The sequence below is a fragment of the Psychrobacter sp. SCQQ22 genome (assembly GCF_015864605.1).
Taxonomy (GTDB): Bacteria; Pseudomonadota; Gammaproteobacteria; order Pseudomonadales; family Moraxellaceae; genus Psychrobacter; species Psychrobacter fozii.
Map to the genome: position 1 here is coordinate 519,785 of NZ_JADYWZ010000001.1, position 18,827 is coordinate 538,611.

Here is an 18,827-nt window from a genome sequence, read left to right on the forward strand (position 1 = left end):
TTTATTTCGAGAAAGAAGAGAGCTTATTTAGTTATTGAATCGATGTTAGTACCAGAGTTATCGAACAAAGCCTAAACATCTTACGCTTTAATCAGCTCACTTCTGCTTTGATATAAAATATACTACCTTCTTTTTTGACAAGTATGATGCCTTTATTGAAAGGCTTTATAGCGCCTTGGTTCTGCGGAATAATGGCGATATCATTATCGAGATATCCTAACTGCGCGTCTTGTTTCACACTAGTGATGTCTCCTTCAAAGTACCATAGACTATCTTCTGAAAAATGCGTTTTGTTGTCTGCTACAGCTATAGGGTTACCTTGCTCATCTTCTAATTCAAAGGTCGTAGCACCTTTCAGAGCTTCATCCAAAAAATTAATATACGTTAAATCTAAAAACTTAAGATCATTAAATTGTACTGGCACTATCTCTTGGCCTGACTTATTTACTAAACCTACCTTATTGCTCTTGGTAACGAGAGCCATATCACTAACAAAAGGCTCGACCTTATCGTATTTGAAGGGAACAACGGTTTTATTTTCAGTATCAATAAAGCCCCATAATCCTTCTTTTTGGGCCGAAGCTAAACCTTCTTTGAATGTATCAATGTTATCGTATTCTAAGGGAATGACGACTTGTCCAGTTTTGTCGATGATTCCCATCATATCTTCTGTATCAACTGCCAATAAGCCTTTATCAAAATGCCAAGCATCATCGTACTGTAGAGGGATTATGATAGCTCCTGTATTATCTATAAAACCTGATTTACCGTTTTTGGTAACTGCAGCAAGGCCTTCATTAAAGTCTAAGGCAGCCTCGTATTGCAAAGGAATAACAGCGTTGCCAGTTCTATCAATAAAGCCATATTTGCCGTCTTTTTTAACCCGTGCTAAACCATCAATAAAGACACTGGCCTCATCGTACTGTAGGGGTGAAATAACAGTACCTGATCTATCGATGAATCCATGTTTATCTGCTTGAGAGACATGTATGATACCGTCGGCAGTGTAGGAGATATGGTCAAACTGCACGGGCACAATGACTTTTCCTACATTATTTATAACACCTTCTTTTTCTTCTCTAGTGACGATGACTAATCCTTGATCGAAGCTCTCCATATAATCGTATTCTGTAGGTATAACCTCATATCCTGATCTATTAATAAAGCCAAATCTATCATCCTTCTCAACGCGTGCTAGCCCTTCATTAAAATTTTCAATAGCACTATATTTTGTAGAAGTGACTCTATTGCCACTTGGGTCGATTAGACTCCATTTGTCTCCTTTGACCACCCGAGCTACACCGTTATCAAAGGCATAAGCATGATCATACTGCTCTGGAATGACAAAATCTCCTTTCTTATCAATAAATCCATAATTATACTCTGATGATGGATAGTATTCTGTCATTGATACGCTGGCTAAACCCTCATTAAAAGAGGTTGCATAGCCATATTGTAGAGGGATAACTTCATCACCCTGCCTATTGATAAAACCATACTTGCCGTCTTTTTCGACGAGGGCTAATTCTTCAGAAAAAGAGTTTGCATAGTCATACTGGATAGGGATAACAATCTCTCCAGCTCTATTAATAAAACCCCATTTATCACCTTTTTGAACGCTTGCCACGCCTTCAGAAAAAGAGCTAGCTTGACTATATTGTAGTGAGATGACTTCCTCTCCAGTTTTATTGATAAACCCGCTACTACTGTTTTTCTCAACCATGGCTAAACCTTCAGAAAAAGATTTAACATTTTCATATTGTAGTGGAGCAATAAGTTCACCATTTTTATTGATAAACCCCCATTTATATAGCATGGCTATATTTGTCAATGGACGAGACGTCGCAACAGCTGCGAGTCCTTCTTGAAAAGATCTAGCCTTATCATATTGTAGTGGCACCACGATTTGACCTGAGGTATCAATATAACCATGTTTGTGATAAAAATATGGATGTTCAAAGGTAGAGCGTATAACGACAGCAAGTCCTTCGCTTAAGCAATCAACACTATCGTAGCCTGCTACAGGAGGTTTCTGACATATCCCTATAGATGAGTCATCTGCCCACGTTGGCACTGCGCAGAACACTGTCGCTAGAGCGAGGACGATAGGTAATTTAGATAGAATAAGGTTTGAATTCATAAGAATCTGCAATAGTCGTCATTAGTTTGATAATAAGTGGACGACTAAATTAAGTCCAGAGAAATATATAGGCGTATCTAAGTCAGTTGCATGTTTGGCTTTACTACAACTTATCACCATTTTTAAATGAAGAGATGCCATCTAGATTAATTTTTGTAGGGGGATTTTGGTATTGAGGAAAGGTTAAAAATTTGGGCTTGGTATTGGCTCCAATAAGTAACGTCAAAATACAGAAAGTAAAAGCCCCGATTATAAAAATATAATCGGGGCTTATTCACATCAACTCAGTCTAATGTTTTACCAAGTAGCCTACATAAATGGCAACTTCGTAAATATCTGCAATACCGTCGCATTAACGATATCGACAAAGAAAGCACCAACCATCGGTACAATCAAAAATGCCTTAGGCGAGGGCAGATAGCGATCAGTGACGGCCTGCATATTGGCAATCGCAGTTGGCGTTGCACCCATACCAAAACCGCAATGACCTGCCGATAGTACAGCTGCGTCGTAGTTTTTACCCATCACTTTAAAGGTAACGAAGTAAACGTATAGAATCATCACAAACGTCTGTACCAGCAATATAATCAGTACAGGGCCTGCCAAATCTGTTAATTCCCATAGCTTTAATGATAGCAACGCCATGGCTAAAAATAGGCTCAATGACGCATTACCAATCACATCAATGGCACGGTCAAACATATCAAAGTTAAAAATCATCGTTAATGAATTACGCAGAATCACACCGCCTGCCAGTGCCCATACAAAGGTAGGTAGCTCAAATGAGGTACCTTCAGCAACTATCGTCATCAAATCAGCAAATGCCAATGCACCCGCAAATAGCGCCAAGGTTTCAATGGTTGATGATGCGGTAATCAGGCGAATGTTATCGGGCTTTTCAAACATTTCCTGCGTACCATCATCATCGTTTTCGCTGTGTTTGGTACTGTATAAGGACTGTGCACCTGCCACTTTTTCAACGTCGCTTGGGTTTGCATTGGCTGGTGTCGGTTTTAAGCCAAGTTTATTAATCAATCGACGTGCCACAGGACCACCAACGATACCACCTGCTACCAATCCATAAGTAGCCACGGCAATGCCGAGGGTCGTTGCACCAACCACACCATACTCTTGCTCTAATACAGCGCCCCATGCACCTGCCGTACCGTGACCGCCCGTCAGTGCGATAGAGCCTGTGACGAGTCCGAGCAATGGATCCAGCCCTAGAGCGCTTGCCATTGTCACGCCAACCACGTCTTGCAATATAATAAATACCGACACCACGATAGTGAAAATCAGTAACGGTGTACCACCTGCTTTCAATCGACCAAAATCAGCACTCAGACCGATAGAGGCAAAAAACATCAGCATAGTGGCTGTTTGTAACCCTTGATGAAAATTAAAACTGTAGCCCCAAATAAAGTTAAGAGCATACACAATGACCGCAGCAATCAAACCACCTGCTACTGGTTCTGGAATATTAAAATCTTCTAAAAACTTGACTTTTTTGACCAAAAATCGTCCAAGCAATAGTACCAAGGTGGCAAAGATTAGGGTGTAATAGCCATTTAAAGTAATTTCCATAGGTTAATCCTTTCTATAAAACTAAATTAACCTGAATTTGGGATAAATATGGCTTTATCTCGAATTCAGGCTTGTTTGATGATTTATCGGCTAGGCGTCATCCGTAGACGGCATGATCACCCACAATTGCGGCTTGCCAAAATCTGTGTAGGCATCTTCTATGATGCTTTTGAAGACATTAAAATCTTCCGTGTCTATTTTTTTCACCGATGTGAGATCTAACATTAGGTGTGTCACGTCGCTATCTGTTAAGCAATCCCACGCACTATCCCAATTGTGTGAAAAATAACTGGGAAAATCACAGGCATTGGCTAAATTTGTTAATAACGTATTTTTATTTAGTACTTCGTCCGCTGCTATGGTAACAGCCTGTGTCGGGATGCCAGCACTTAGTGCTGTAGCGTTTTGGTTACTATTCTTGTCTATATAATGTATGGCTTGGCTCATATTATTTTACGTCCAGTCTGCGAAAGCTATCATAGTGGTCAACGGTTAAATAATAGACAGTTGGCGGATTGCCACCCGTGACGATACGTCTTGCACCGCGATGCGATATGCCAGGGGTTGGCACGGTATATTCACGATAGTAGCCTTTCGACTGTGTTGGTAGCTGTCCCTCACGGTTATAGAACGTCGTGCCATCTTTATGAGGATAAGGGAATGGTCCACCTTGCTTGATCAGCATGATGGTCTGATCTATTTGCGCATCGCCTGTTACCGCAGAGTTAGATACTGGATCTGAGTTGTCAGAGTACGTTTGAGGTATCGTTGTAGGTTCTGTGCTACTAGCAAAAAAGGTGGACTGTAGATCATCAAAGAAGTAAAAGGCGACCGCGATAATGGCGATGAGACTGAATAGCGTAGACAGGGGGCTTTTTTTATTTTGATACTGGTTTCTAGTATTGCGACCAGTGTTTTTTCGGCTAGCATTGTTATTATTGGAGTTGTTCTGCCTAGAATCGTTCTGATTAGCATTGTATGACGTGCTTTTAGCGGTATCTGTATTTCCACTTTCTTGAATACTGAGCGAAGCAGGGGTTACTTCGGTTGCTCTCAACTGATTTTTGTCATTACGTGCACTATTGAAGTAGACTCTTTGTCCGACCGTTATCGGCTGTGGCATTCGCGCTTTGCTAATATGAAAAAATACGTCTTCACTTTGATCATCGACATCAATAAAGCCATAGCCTTTATCTGAATTCCAGTGTTTGATTTCACCACTTTGCATGAGCCTACTTTCCTATCGCATGTTTGTGTTATGGTGCAAAATTACGATTGCGCCGCCTGTATAACCTATTCGTCCCTAATAAAAAAACGCCAGCAATGGAGCTGACGTTTTTTGTGGATTATACTTTAAGTGAGTAGATAAGTGCTAGGTTGAGACGCTATCCGTTAAGTGCGCGTCTCACCGTGGCCATACACGATCCATTTTTGTGAGGTCAGACCTTCTAATCCCACAGGACCACGAGCATGAATCTTATCTGTTGAGATACCAATCTCGGCACCCAATCCATATTCAAAACCATCAGCAAAACGGCTGGAGGCATTAATCATGACGCTGGCAGAATCTACTTCACGGATGAAGCGTTGCGACTTGGTATAGTTATCCGTAATGATGACATCAGTATGATGACTGCCATGGGTATTGATATGCTCAATCGCTTCATCAATGCCAGACACGACTTTTACCGCTAGGATAGGAGCAAGATATTCGGTATCCCAATCTTCAGCAGTGGCAGCTGATAGATGGCCTTTGAGCGTAGCATTGTCGTTTAAGATGGCTTGTGACTTGTCATCGAGACGCAATTGCATGGCATCGTCAGCAGCGATGATAGCTTCAGCAATTTTTGGTAATAGCTCATCGGCGACTGACTCATCGACCAGTAGTGTCTCCATGGTATTACACGTACCGTAGCGATGCGTTTTTGCATTGACGCTGACTTTGATAGCGATGTCGGCATCTGCATCACTGTCAATAAAGGTGTGACAGTTACCGTCTAAATGCTTAATCACAGGCACACGGGCATCACGGCTGATACGTTCAATCAGTCCTTTGCCGCCACGTGGTACGATGACGTCGACATAGTCAGTCATAGTGATGAGCTCACCGACAGCGGCGCGATCAGTGGTTTGTAATACCTGCACGCTATGCCCAGATAGATTTACCTTTTCTAGACCTTCCAAGATACATTTGGCAATGGCTTGGTTGGATTCAAAAGCTTCAGAGCCACCACGTAGAATAATGGCATTTCCTGATTTTAATGCCAGTGAAGCCGCTTCTAATGTTACGTTAGGACGAGACTCATAAATCATACCGACCACACCAAGTGGTACACGCATTTTACCCAAGTGAATGCCTGATGGCTGATAGGTCATGTCAGTGACTTCACCGATAGGATCTGGCAACGATGCTACGTCCTTGAGACCTTGTAGCATACCATCAAAGCGCGCATCATTTAGCTCCAGACGATCAAGCAATGCGGCATCCAAATCGTTGTTTCGACCATTGTCCATATCGATTTTATTGGCTGCTAAAATATCTGGCTTGGCGGCTTTTAATACATCATGAATGGCCATGAGGGCAGCGTTCTTGTCACCAGTATTGGCAGCAGCGAGGGCGCGTGATGCGGCTCGTGCTTGCTTGCCGACAGATTGCATATATGCGGTAATGTCTGTGGTATTCGATTGACTCATAAATTATTTTCCTTATAACTATAAATGTTTTAAACAGATAAAAGCGCCCAAAAAGGCGAAAGTTTGGCAAAAAATGACATTTGAATGCTTATCCAGCATTATGCTATTTAACATAGAGCAGATGAGGGCGATAGTAAAGTTGATTTTGTGAACAGCGCCCGTTTTATAAAGCGTTTATAAGCACTGTTTTGATGCTCTTCTTGTTTTATTCACATGCGTTTCTAATATGGCTACTGTTAAAGGTTGGTTAAAAATCAAATACATCGTTACATGGTTTTAACAGAACTGCGTTGTAAGTACTAAGGTAGCGACGATCGATCGTCAGTATAGTAAGTGCTAAGACTGGTATTTTAAGAATATCAATACAATGTTATCAATCAGATGATTTTTATTGATAGTTAAGCATTAACTATAACGAGCGGAGCATTATTATGGCTACTACAAATGATACTATCGAAAAAAATGGAATGTCTAAAAGCTGGCTAACAATAGGGTTGGTGGCAGCTGCACTGACGTTGAGTGCTTGTGGTAAAAAAGATGAGGCTCCTATGGAAACTGAGCCAGCGGCTGATGCACAGACAGCAGTAGAGGAAGATGCGGCTAGTGCAGGTAACGGCGATGATATTGCCGTTGCTAGTGCCGATGATGGCATGGCAGTGGGCGATAATGACGATGTAGCGGTAGCGACTGCCGATGATACAGAGATGTTGGATGGTACTGAAAGTGAAGAGCATGTTTCGACGTATTGATTTTTAACGTGTTAAGTTTTGATATGCTAAGTCTCGACATACTAAGCAGCTACCACTTATCCACATTAGATATTGAAAGTGGGTAAACAGATAAAACAACGCCTAGTACGTGAAAGTGATAAAATAAGGCTCAGCACTGCAAATGTAGTCTGAGCTTTTTTATGTCAGCTATTCAGTGGTTTATAAATGCTGAGTGGCAGATTGCTTAAACGCAGGATTTGCCTTTTTACTGTGTAATAAGAGACAATGTGTCACTTTTTCTCTTTGTATGACGAGTTATAAGCGTATCACGACCTTATTAGGGTTGATGTTTATACTCCATACCACGATTTTTTACGTATTTTCATTCATATTTATTGGAAGTCTGCTGAACCATGCTTGATATTGAAAAAAATCCGACTCGGCCTATCGCCTTAGATTTACAAGACATCCATAAAAGCTATGGCTCATTGGCAGTGCTAAAAGGGGTATCCCTTACCGCATATGATGGTGATGTTATCTCAATTTTGGGCTCATCTGGCTCAGGTAAATCCACCTTATTGCGCTGCATTAACTTGCTCGAAAAGCCCAATCAAGGTCGTATCATCATTGGTAACGATGAACTCATGCTAAAGCCTGCCAAATCAGGTGAGTTGCAAGCAGCAGAAATCAAGCAATTAGAACGCTTGCGTGCGCGTGTGGGTTTTGTCTTTCAGAACTTTAACTTGTGGCCACACAAAACGATTTTGCAAAACATTATCGAAGGGCCAACGCAGGTTTTAAAAATCAAAAAAGACCAAGCCATTAGCGATGCTGAAAAGCTGTTAGATAAAGTGGGTCTACTTGATAAGAAAGATGCGTATCCAGCGAACTTGTCTGGTGGTCAGCGTCAGCGTGTGGCTATCGCACGCGCACTGGCTATGCAGCCGCAAGTGCTCCTGTTCGATGAGCCAACCTCTGCTCTAGACCCTGAATTGGTTAATGAAGTACTCGCTGTGATGCGTGAGTTGGCAGAAGAAGGCCGCACGATGCTTATCGTCACGCATGAGATGCGCTTTGCCCGTGAAGTATCAAGCAAAGTAGTATTCTTACATCAAGGTGTGATTGAAGAGATTGGCACCCCTGAGCAGGTCTTTGACAACCCAACCTCTGAGCGTGTTAAAGACTTTATGGCGTCACATCGTCAGAACTAAGTATTTATCAAAGCTAAGTATTTAATAGTCATTGTCTCAAACAGCTCTCGCAAGCTCTGATTCTCTACTCAAAATAATAGGATGGTAAGGCTCTTACCATCCTATTGTCGTTTTAAATAGAAAATTACGGATTAGTAAGTATCGTTGACTGTTTATTACTCGTTAATGACAGTCGGTATGCAAAACGTTTGTTTTTGATATTTTACTCAGGTATTATCAAAAGGCTTACGGGTGGCCATCTATGACGGCTACTTGTTTATTTTGCTGTCTATATTGCTTGTCTGACAGGGACGTCAGAGAACAAAATATCAGAACCCTACATTAAAAACCCATCAGAATTTAAGGAATGTATGATGTCGAATTCTCGCCTATTGTGGTCGTCGATGACCGTTACTGCAGCATTGATGTTGAGCGCTTGTGGTCAATCTTCTAATGAAGCCGCCGATAGCAATGCTGATGCCCCTGCAGCAGAAACGGCTGGCAAAACTATTCGTATCGCTACCGAAGGTGCTTATCCTCCGTTTAACTATACCAATGCTGACGGCACTTTGGCAGGCTACGATATTGACGTCGCCAATGCCTTATGTGATCAGATGCAAGTTAAATGTGAAATCGTTGCTCAAGATTGGGACGGTATTATTCCAGGTCTATTGGCGCAGAAATACGATGCCGTTATCGCAGGTATGTCGATTACGCCTGAACGTCAAGAGAAAGTAGACTTCAGCGAGCCTTACTTTGCCAACACAATGGTATGGTTGACGGATAGTACTGGTGGTTTTGACCCTATGTCAATCAAAGACTTGACCCTTGGTGGCCAACGTTCGACCACGCCTGGCGCTTATCTACAAGATAACTATGAAGGCAAAGACGGTAATACCGTGCAGTTGTATGACAACTATGACAATGCTTACTTGGATCTAAAATCTGGTCGTAGTGATGCCGTATTGGCTGAAAAAGTTTCTGCCAAATCATGGTTAGCGGACAATACTGAAGGCTTCGGTATCGTTGGCGATGAAATTGATAACAATGACAATATTGCTATTGCTGTCCGTAAAGGTGATGCACTCAAAGCTGACTTTGACAAAGCCTTAAGTGAAATCCGTAGCAACGGTGAGCTGGCTCGTCTTGAGCAAGCAAACTTTGGTCAATAAGCTGTAATAAATGAGCTTTTATACATCAGTCATGAGTGACTATCGGCTAGTAACTATATTAAGGAACAACAAGAATGACAAATTCAATGACATCATCAATGGGTAAAAAAGCACTATGGCTTGCTCCACTAAGCGCTGCAATGCTTCTGCTGGCAGGTTGTAACAATAGCTCTGCACCAGCAGAAAGCGCTGAAGCTGATACGGCTAGCGATGCACCTTTGAACATTAAAATTGCGACGGAATCAAGCTATAAGCCATTTAGCTATACCGATGCTGATGGCAAACTGATTGGCTATGAGATTGAGCTGGTCGATGCGTTATGCGCGCAAATGAAAGCTGAGTGTGAAGTTATTTCTCAAGATTGGGATGGTCTAATCCCTGGCCTAAATGCACAAAAATTTGATGCAATCATTGCTGGTATGTCGATCACCTCTGAGCGTAAAGAAGTCGTGGATTTCAGTGAGCCGTATTTTCACACTGGTATTATCTTGATTGGTAAAAAAGGCGATGATATCAGCGTTGCTGATTTAAATAATCAGCCTATTGCTGCGCAGCGTTCTACCGTTTCTTCACAGTACTTGCAAGACGAGCACACCGAAGCTGACATCAAGCTCTATGACACTCAAGACAATGCGTATTTGGATCTGACTTCAGGTCGTGTGCGCGCGATGATGTCTGACAAAGTCACTGGTAACGATTGGCTAAAAACTGACGCTGGCAAAGACTATGAAGTAAAAGGTCAAGAAATCAGCACTGAAGAAGATGCCATGGGTATTGCATTCCGTAAAGGTGATCCGTTAGTGGCTAAATTCAATACTGCTTTGGCTGAGCTAAAAGACAACGGTACCTATGATCAGATCACAGGTAGCTATTTTGGTACTAGCTCAACGGCTGCCGCACAAAAAGCAGTAGCAACAATTGACAGTGTCGAAGAAGCGCCAGCTGATGCGATGGCTGCTGAAGAAAAATAATTACTGAAGAAAAACAGCCGCAAGCGACTACTGATGTATCTCACCATTTATCACTATCTTTAGCTGATATAAGGGTGAGGTTACAGTATCGTGAACAGATAGCGATGAGCAATATTTCTATTAACGAACTCCAAGGATGATCATGAAAAACCATTTTGACCAACACAATGCAGTTACGAACGCATCAGTTATCAATGGTATAAAGGCACGACGATTTTCAGTGCCTTTAGTGACGATGGCTGCGCTTTTAACTTTGGCAGGCTGTAGTAATGGTCAAGATGATGCGAGTGATGATGCCACTCAAGTGACTGCTGAGGCAGAAACGACGGGTGAAGTGCTACGTATTGGTACTGAGGGTGCTTATGCGCCTTTTAACTATACCAATGCGGATGGCACTCTTGGCGGTTTTGATGTAGATATTGCCAATGCTCTCTGTGCCGATATGAAGATGACTTGTGAAATTACGGCACAAGACTGGGACGGTATTATTCCTGGTCTAAAGGCGGGTAAATATGATGCGATTGTGGCGGCTATGTCAGTCACCCCTGAGCGTGAGCAACAAGTCAGCTTTACCGAGCCATACTTTAGCAATACGTTGGTTTTTTTAGCCAAAAAAGACAGCAGTTTTGATCCCAGCAATAGCAGTGATATCAATGCAAACTCTATCGCCGCTCAGCGCTCGACCATCTCTTCGCAGTGGTTTGAGAAGGCGTATCCAGACGCTGATATGAAGCTGTATGATACGCTCAGTAATGCGTTTTTGGATTTGGGCTCAAACCGTGTTGATGCAATGGTATCTGATAAATTGCCAGCACTAGAGTGGCTTGGTTCAACATCAGGCAGTCAGTATGGGCTCAAAGGTGAAGAGATTGATATCAATGACAACTTTGCCATCGCGGTTCGTCCAGGTGACGAGCTACAAGCAAAGATTAATCAGGCGTTGGCCAATATTAAAGCAAATGGCACTTATGATGATATCAATAACAAATATTTTGCGGTGCCAGAAACCAGTACCACAACAGCAACTGAGACTGATAGAGTAGCGGAACCTGCCGAGTAAGCTAAGTAACTTGTTCAATAACTCGCTAAATACTTTAACTCGCTAAATACTTTAACTCGCTAAATACTTTATTGAGCGAGTAGCCATAATCTGAATTAACAACCGTTTAAACAGCTATGTCTCATCAGCTAGTGTTTGATTTAATCAGTAAGAAGGGTATTACCTTAATGGTAGTACCCTTCTTTTTTCCTAAAAAATAGTTGGATATTCGCTATATTGACTGCTTGGTTTATAAAAGCAGTCCTGATTTGACTCGTTTTTAAGAAGATAAGTGCCTATTTAGGCACTGCTTTTACATGTGAGTATTAACATAGCTTGCGGTGAATATGATAAAATCAGCCCTCATTTCTACCGCGTCAATTTTCGCAGTAATTTTCGTATCATTTTGACGTTAATATATGACGCAAAATACCCATACCTAATTTGGTATAAAATACGATTATTAGTAGCGCTCAGCTATTGATGCTGATTCTTTTAACTCATATTTTGCAAATTGCTAATATAAAGAGACAGAGTGGATAATTGTGTTTGATTTACAAGGATTTGGCGCGCTATTACTGAGCGGCGCTACCGTCACCATCAAGCTTGCCGTTACCAGTTTAATTATTGGTATGGCTTTGGGCTTGCTTGGTGCGACCGCTAAGCTGTCTAATGTCTGGCTGCTACGTAAGCTTGCGACGGTATATACGGCAACCATGCGTGGTATCCCTGAGTTGCTATTGGTGCTGTTCATCTATTATGGCGGCTCGATACTGCTGATGACGATTCTCAAAAAATTCGGCTATAACGAATATGTTGAGATTAGTGCCTTTTGGGGTGGCGTCATGGCGCTATCGATTGCTTTTGGCGCTTATGCGACTGAAATCTTTCGCATGTCAATTCAAGAGATTCCCATTGGGCAACGTGAAGCGGCGCAAGCGATTGGTATGCGTCCTTTTCAGACGTTTTATCGCATCACTTTGCCACAAGTGTGGCAAATTGCGTTGCCAGGATTGGGCAATTTGTTTTTGGTCTTACTCAAAGATACTGCATTGGTATCGGTTGTGGGTCTCAAAGACATTATGTATCAATCATCACGTGCCGCTCAATCAACGCAGCAGCCCTTTACTTTTTATATGGCCGCAGCGATTATTTATTTGGGTCTGACCATGTTGATTACTGGCTTTATGATGTGGCTTGAATGGCGCGCCAATCCAGCAGCACGCTATGCTAAAAAGCTGAGCCGTCAGTCCACTCATCGTCAATCGACCATAGGATAAGGGGAGAGATACTATGGATTGGAATTGGCAGGTCATTTTTGATAATATTCCTGAGTTATTAGAGGGCGCTGTGTTGACCGCACAGCTGGTCGTTGTCTCCGGTATTATCGGCCTATTTTTTGGTTTGGTTTTAGCGCAGTTACGCTTGTCAAAGAGCTGGCTGGTGCAAATATTGCCATTCTCTTATATCTTCTTTTTCCGTGGCACGCCGCTATTGGTACAGATATTTTTGATTTATTATGGTCTGGGTCAGTTCGAGGCAGTACGTGAATCGTTTTTGTGGGAGCCCGTACTTAGCCAAGCCTATTGGTGTGCCATTATTGCTTTCACGTTAAATACCAGTGCTTATTTGGCAGAAATCATTCGCGGTGCGATTCAGACCATTCCTGTTGGTGAGTTGGAAGCGGCTGATGCTATTGGCATGTCAAAATGGCAGAAACTGACGCGTATTACGTTGCCTCGTGCCTTTGGTATCGTGATTCCAGCCTACAGTAATGAAGTCATCTTTATGCTCAAGGGCAGTGCATTGGCATCTACGATTGCGTTGATGGATATCACAGGTGTCGCCCGTACGATTAGTGCGCGTACTTACACCTTGATGGAGTTGTTCTTCGCTGCTGGTATCGTGTATTTGCTATTGTCATGGGTGATTTTGTTTAGCTTTAGATTGTTTGAAAAGAGAATGAATCGCCACACAAGTTATGTACCACCAGATGTGATTACTAGTACGATTCCTTAAGAAGTTGTGGCAAAAATTATTTATCATAAGCATAATGCTAGGACACGATACGACACGCCCTAGACTAAATAGTGCGGTATGTACATTTACGAAAATATCAATAATTTGCTGTGAGCGCCTATTATGAGCCAGTCACCACATATGTCTTTAGCCGATGCGATTTCTACTAGCGTCCATGATGATACCAGTGTCGCCAATGTTAACAACAGATTGCGTGCCCCCATCGGAAAGGTGGTCTGTGTTGGTCGTAATTATGCCGAACATGCCCGCGAGCTGGGAAATGAGATACCAAAATCACCCATCTTATTTATGAAGCCGGCATCATCAGTGGTCAGTACACGCAATGCCATTGTTCGTCCTGATTCAGCAGTATATGGCGATACGCATTACGAAGCGGAGCTTTGTATTCAGCTATCAGCCGATCTATCTACGGCAACTGCTGAGCAAGCCAAGCAAGCGATTGGTGGTGTGACGTTGGGATTGGACTTAACGTTACGTGACTTGCAAAGTAAGCTAAAAGAAAAAGGTCATCCATGGGAGCGTGCCAAGTGCTTTGATGGCTCTTGTGTCCTAGCTGATTGGGTCGATCCACAAGCCTTTGGGGATTTTAGCCAAGTAAACTATCAACTCATCATCAATGATGAGCTTAAGCAAGATGGTGATAGCGCCTTAATGCTGTTTTCAGTTTACGAGTTACTTGCAGAAATTAGCCACGCGTTTAGCTTACAAGCAGGCGATGTGATTATGACTGGCACCCCAAGTGGTGTTGGTATATTGCAAGCCGGTGATCAAGTAAAACTTAAGTTAGGCGCACATGAGTGGGTATCACAAGTACAGTAAACTTGCTCAGCCCACGGTTAGTATCAAATAAATATCAAAAAATCCCAAGTTAGCGCTTGGGATTTTTTTTGTTTTCTATCATCACCAAAACTTCTTGTCATCAGATTGTCATCTAACGTTCAACATACTGTCATGAATGCTGAGTAGGATAGCGGCTACTTCATATTTTTTTGGTGCTGTTAATAGCAGTGCCATAATGTTTTTTATGACAATCCAGCCGAATAGCAAGGTGACTGATAATGACCCTATTAAGCAATAAGCCAGTAAATAACGATCAGCAAGTAAACAACAATCAAAACCTCGCTCATGAAGTCGTTGAAGATTCTAATCCTACTAATAATATGGATTTTCAAACCATTATCAGTCGTCGATTGAACCGCCGCAGTTTATTAAAAGGTGGTACAGGATTAACCGCTGCTGCCTTTTTTGGTGCATTACCATTGGTTGGTCATACCAAAGGCGCTAATAGCACCATGACAGTTCGTAGTGGCGATGATGCCGCTGTTCCAGCACATGGTAATCGAAGCCGCCCAGAAACATTAAAGTTCACTGCCGTGGCGCATTCGACCGCAGCAGAAATGAGCGTGGCTGACGGCTACAAGGCAGAAATGATATTGCCACTGGGCACACCGCTAATGTCGGGAATCGAGGACTGGAAAGACAACCGTGAGCAATCTGCCGAATCATTTGATTGGCGCATGGGTGACAACCACGATGGTATGTGGTTTTTTGGCAAAACAGGTAACAATTATGATGTCAAAGCCTCTGAAAGCGGCTTGCTAGTCATGAATCATGAATACGTGAACAGCGCTGAATTAAGCCCGTTTGGCTATGATGTGAAAAAAGACAGCAGTGCTGAACCTATTTTTCAAGAAGTTCGCCGAGCCACGGATGTGCGCCGTGAGGTGAATTGTCATGGGGTGGCGGTGGTTGAGATGAAGCGCCGTGCTAGTGGCAAAGGTTACGAGATGGTTCGCGACTCTAAATACAACCGCCGCATCACTAGTAGTACTCCATCACAGCTCACTGGCCCTGTTGCAGGATCTGATTTGGTCAAGACTAAATTTGACCCTACTGGCCTGAAGACGCGTGGTATTAATAATAACTGCGGGGCAGGGTTGTCGCCTTGGGGTACTTATCTGACCACTGAAGAGAATTTCTTAGGGGTATTCGCTCGAGGTAAAGATGCCAGCCAATTAAGTGCGGCCCAAAATTATGGCCGTGAGCGTTATGGCGCAAAAGAAGACCATGCTACTTGGGGTTACTTGTGGCATACACCAAAAGCAGCAGACGCTACCATGGCAGATGAATTTGCGCGCTGGAACATGACCGTTGCAGGTAAAACAGCCATTGATGATTATCGTAATGCATTTAATACCTTTGGCTATATCACTGAAATTGACCCGTTTGACAAAAACGCTATGCCGCGAAAACGTACAGCTTTGGGTCGTTTCGCTCATGAAAATTGTGCGTTTGCACCTGTTAAGCAAGGTCGCCCTGTTGTGTTTTATATGGGTGATGACTCACGCGGTGAGTATATTTATAAATTCGTGTCCAAGGCAATGTGGTCTAAAAGTGATATCGGTGGTGGCCTAAAAGCAGGTGACAAATACATGAACGAAGGCACGCTGTACACGGCAATCTTTAATGAAGATGGCAGTGGTACATGGCAGCCGTTGGTTTATGGTCAAAACGGGTTAGATAGCACCAACAGTGTACTGCCGTTTAATGGTCAAGATGACGTATTAGTCTTTGCACGTGCAGCTGCTGATGTGTTGGGTGCTACGAAGATGGATCGCCCTGAATGGGTATCTGTCAGCCCTGTTACTGGTGAAGTGTATGTAACCTTGACCAATAATAAAAACCGCGGCGTCGATGACGATCAGCCTGTTTCAGCCAGTAATCCTCGCAGTTACGATGTGAACGGTAAAGCTGCTGGTAACGATAATGGTCATATTATCCGTTGGGCCGAAACAAATGGTGATCATGCAGCCACCAGTTTTGAGTGGGACATTTACCTATTTGCTTCACCTAGTGATAAGTCTGCAGAAAACCTATCGGGATTGAATGCTAATAACGATTTGTCTTCTCCAGACGGTTTGTTTTTTGACCCGCGCGGTGTATTGTGGATTCAAACAGATGATGGTGCATATACAGACACGACCAACTGTATGCTATTGGCAGCATTGCCAGGTAAAGTGAATGATGGGTCAGTTAAAACAGCCTCGACAGGGCAAGAGACTCGCATAGGCTTGGCAGCGACTGATGACAATCTTAAGCGTTTCTTTGTCGGTCCTGAAGGCTGTGAGGTGACAGGCATTACCATGACCCCAGATTTCAAAACCTTGTTTATCAACATTCAGCATCCGGGTAATGCTTGGGGCGCGGTCAAAGGCGGTAGTACGCCAAGATCTGCTACGGTCATGATTACTAAAAATGATGGTGATGTGATATTGGCAGAATCGTTCTCGTAAATTGTTTACGCTATATAGAACGATAGATAGTGATATATATTTAACCTATTTATCGATAAAAAATCTCAAGCAATGGCTTGGGATTTTTGTGTTTGGGCACAGCATAGTCAAAGAATTCTAAAATGAGTACAAGGCAGCCGGCTGCAGATTTTATAAGTAGTACATCTAAGGAGGGTAACACTGTAGCGGTTTAGCAGTTCGCTGGCTATATTAAAAAAACAAGCAACATCAACTGCCTATCAATCCTTTCCAACAATATTTCCTAACAATTAATACACTTCAAAATCCAATGATTTCTTCTATTTACGCTATTTAAAGACTAGTATAGAAAACTATCCTTTTCGCTAAATGTGCCAACACAATGAACGCTATGAGCAACATGATGAACCCTCCAAATTTGCGTTATAAAGACAGTGTAAGCGATAGCATTGGTCGTGACGACAGCGATACTATTCGACACGAACTTGAAGCACATTTTATACCAGACAACAGCGAGCCACTGCACAGTGATTTGTACGAGCAGATAGATCAACTCGAAGCCATTGACGTGGATGAGTTGGTCAAACTATTAGCCGATGGCAGTCAAGAAACGGTAACGAAACCCGTGTCTTTGACGGATTTTTTTGAAGGCTTAGCGCAGCTTGCGACAGTTGGTGTGGTAGAGGTGACTGATATCGTAGAAGCGATTCACCGCGAAGTGATTTTGCGTCCTTTAGGTCGTTTCAACGAAAACCATCTAAACAAGTGGCAGCGCGGTATCACTGGCCGCATTTATGGCACGATACGTCATGTCATGCTGATGGTGGGTAATAATCTGGCATCGGTGCTCAGAGTATATAAAAACATTATTATGCAAAAGACGTCTCAGCCATTGCCTGAGTCCTTAAAAAAACTGGTCAATGTATTAAATGGCGTCATGGGAGATCATTTGGTCAATAGCCAAAACCCGCTCGCCATTCCGATGGTGCTATACGATAAAGACGGCAACCCACAATGTGAAGTACTGTCAGAACATGGAAAACTGCCAGAACGTGAAAAACTGTCAGGGCGCGTGGTCATCCTATGTCATGGTCTATGCATGAGCCATTTGAGTTGGCAGTCACAAGAGGGTAATGGTCTTGGTAGTGCGATTAGTCTTAGCCAGCCTGATACCACGGTGCTATATCTTGATTATAATACGGGTCGACGCATCTCACGCAGCGGTCGTAAGTTTTGCCGAATATTGCAAGATTTGGTCGATGATAACCCTAACATCAGTCAGCTAGATTTGGTCGGTCATAGTATGGGTGGTTTAGTCTCTCGTAGCGCGCTGTTTTATGGTGAGCAAGATCATCTAAACTGGGTGAAACGGGTGGGTAATCTCATCACCTTAGGCTCGCCACATCACGGTGCCGTGCTCGAACGTATTGGCAATTACGTGCAAGAAATTATAGCCAAGCTGCCATTTGCTGGCTCGCTTGCAAAGCTGGGTAACATGCGTAGCGCGGGCATTATTGATCTGCGTCATGGTAGTATCCGTGATGTTGATTGGAAATCTCTAGAGGGACGTAGTGTGCTGCCACAAGACTTTCGTCATCCTACGGGTTTGCCAAGTGGTATCAAAACCTACTTTGTCGCTAGTGCCTTAGTCGAGACGCATTATGACTCTAAGATGACGGACTTGTTAGGTGATGGACTGGTATCGGTAGCCTCTGCGCTAGGTGAAGATGATACTGAGCATGCGCTGTTTGTGCCAGATGGTCACAAAGCGGTGTTCTATGGTGTGAGCCATATGAATTTAATCAATAGTAGAAGAGTGCGTGAGCAAGTGGTCGCATGGTTATTGGATAATGGTCAGCGTGACTATACCGGTGAAGATCGGATATATTCTTATCCTAGAAGTTGGGATGTGGCGGTGTAAACGATTTTGAGTTTTCTGACTGTTCTTAGCACTACCCATTATTTCAAATAATTGCATTTATCGATTTTAATTAAAAAATAATTGCTTGTTGATA

Annotated in this window: 15 protein-coding genes; 10 read left to right on the forward strand and 5 right to left on the reverse strand. The window is 42.8% G+C overall.

The annotated features are described in order from the left end of the window. Nucleotides 1-91: 91 nt before the first annotated feature. The 5 genes from I6E84_RS02175 to I6E84_RS02195 form a co-directional block, all read right to left on the reverse strand. The gene (locus tag I6E84_RS02175) at nt 92-2,140 is read right to left on the reverse strand and encodes a WG repeat-containing protein (RefSeq protein WP_197215818.1); all 2,049 of its coding nucleotides are present in this window, start codon (nt 2,138-2,140) and stop codon (nt 92-94) included. Between the two features lie 309 nt (nt 2,141-2,449). After that, a complete protein-coding gene (locus I6E84_RS02180) occupies nt 2,450-3,724 on the reverse strand; it encodes a sodium/glutamate symporter (RefSeq protein WP_197215820.1) in 1,275 nt (424 codons plus the stop codon). Nucleotides 3,725-3,814: 90 nt separating this feature from the next. Beyond that, nucleotides 3,815-4,171 carry a barstar family protein gene (locus I6E84_RS02185; RefSeq protein ID WP_110921795.1) on the reverse strand — a complete coding sequence of 119 codons (357 nt, stop codon included), beginning with the start codon at nt 4,169-4,171 and terminating at the stop codon, nt 3,815-3,817. A 1-nt stretch (nt 4,172) separates the two neighbouring features. Beyond that, nucleotides 4,173-4,952 (reverse strand): ribonuclease domain-containing protein, encoded by a 780-nt coding sequence (locus I6E84_RS14155; protein WP_197099794.1) that lies wholly within the window; start codon nt 4,950-4,952, stop codon nt 4,173-4,175. A gap of 164 nt (nt 4,953-5,116) precedes the next feature. Continuing rightward, the gene (locus I6E84_RS02195; RefSeq protein ID WP_197215822.1) at nt 5,117-6,418 is read right to left on the reverse strand and encodes a glutamate-5-semialdehyde dehydrogenase; all 1,302 of its coding nucleotides are present in this window, start codon (nt 6,416-6,418) and stop codon (nt 5,117-5,119) included. 431 nt (nt 6,419-6,849) lie between these two features. Here I6E84_RS02195 and I6E84_RS02200 point away from each other — a divergent pair, with 431 nt between their 5' ends. The 10 genes from I6E84_RS02200 to I6E84_RS02245 all read left to right on the forward strand — a co-directional run bounded on the left by I6E84_RS02200 (nt 6,850) and on the right by I6E84_RS02245 (nt 18,733). Then, nucleotides 6,850-7,167 carry a hypothetical protein gene (locus tag I6E84_RS02200; RefSeq protein ID WP_197215824.1) on the forward strand — a complete coding sequence of 106 codons (318 nt, stop codon included), beginning with the start codon at nt 6,850-6,852 and terminating at the stop codon, nt 7,165-7,167. 374 nt (nt 7,168-7,541) lie between these two features. Further along, nucleotides 7,542-8,339 carry an ABC transporter ATP-binding protein gene (locus I6E84_RS02205; RefSeq protein WP_110921791.1) on the forward strand — a complete coding sequence of 266 codons (798 nt, stop codon included), beginning with the start codon at nt 7,542-7,544 and terminating at the stop codon, nt 8,337-8,339. A gap of 350 nt (nt 8,340-8,689) precedes the next feature. Further along, nucleotides 8,690-9,490 carry a transporter substrate-binding domain-containing protein gene (locus tag I6E84_RS02210; protein WP_181416207.1) on the forward strand — a complete coding sequence of 267 codons (801 nt, stop codon included), beginning with the start codon at nt 8,690-8,692 and terminating at the stop codon, nt 9,488-9,490. Nucleotides 9,491-9,564: 74 nt separating this feature from the next. After that, the gene (locus I6E84_RS02215) at nt 9,565-10,461 is read left to right on the forward strand and encodes a transporter substrate-binding domain-containing protein (RefSeq protein WP_197215826.1); all 897 of its coding nucleotides are present in this window, start codon (nt 9,565-9,567) and stop codon (nt 10,459-10,461) included. A gap of 235 nt (nt 10,462-10,696) precedes the next feature. Next, a complete protein-coding gene (locus I6E84_RS02220; RefSeq protein WP_413786930.1) occupies nt 10,697-11,521 on the forward strand; it encodes an ABC transporter substrate-binding protein in 825 nt (274 codons plus the stop codon). 524 nt (nt 11,522-12,045) lie between these two features. Next, complete coding sequence (locus I6E84_RS02225) at nt 12,046-12,780, forward strand: ABC transporter permease (RefSeq protein ID WP_194195957.1); 735 nt, start codon at nt 12,046-12,048, stop codon at nt 12,778-12,780. A gap of 13 nt (nt 12,781-12,793) precedes the next feature. Then, nucleotides 12,794-13,519 carry an ABC transporter permease gene (locus tag I6E84_RS02230; RefSeq protein ID WP_110921786.1) on the forward strand — a complete coding sequence of 242 codons (726 nt, stop codon included), beginning with the start codon at nt 12,794-12,796 and terminating at the stop codon, nt 13,517-13,519. 123 nt (nt 13,520-13,642) lie between these two features. Beyond that, the gene (locus tag I6E84_RS02235) at nt 13,643-14,359 is read left to right on the forward strand and encodes a fumarylacetoacetate hydrolase family protein (protein ID WP_197215829.1); all 717 of its coding nucleotides are present in this window, start codon (nt 13,643-13,645) and stop codon (nt 14,357-14,359) included. A gap of 239 nt (nt 14,360-14,598) precedes the next feature. After that, on the forward strand, nt 14,599-16,833 hold the full coding sequence (locus I6E84_RS02240) for a PhoX family protein (protein ID WP_197215830.1): 2,235 nt from the start codon (nt 14,599-14,601) through the stop codon (nt 16,831-16,833). Nucleotides 16,834-17,212: 379 nt separating this feature from the next. Further along, entirely contained in the window at nt 17,213-18,733 is a 1,521-nt protein-coding gene (locus tag I6E84_RS02245; protein ID WP_227681267.1) for a GPI inositol-deacylase, read from the forward strand. Nucleotides 18,734-18,827 lie beyond the last annotated feature (94 nt).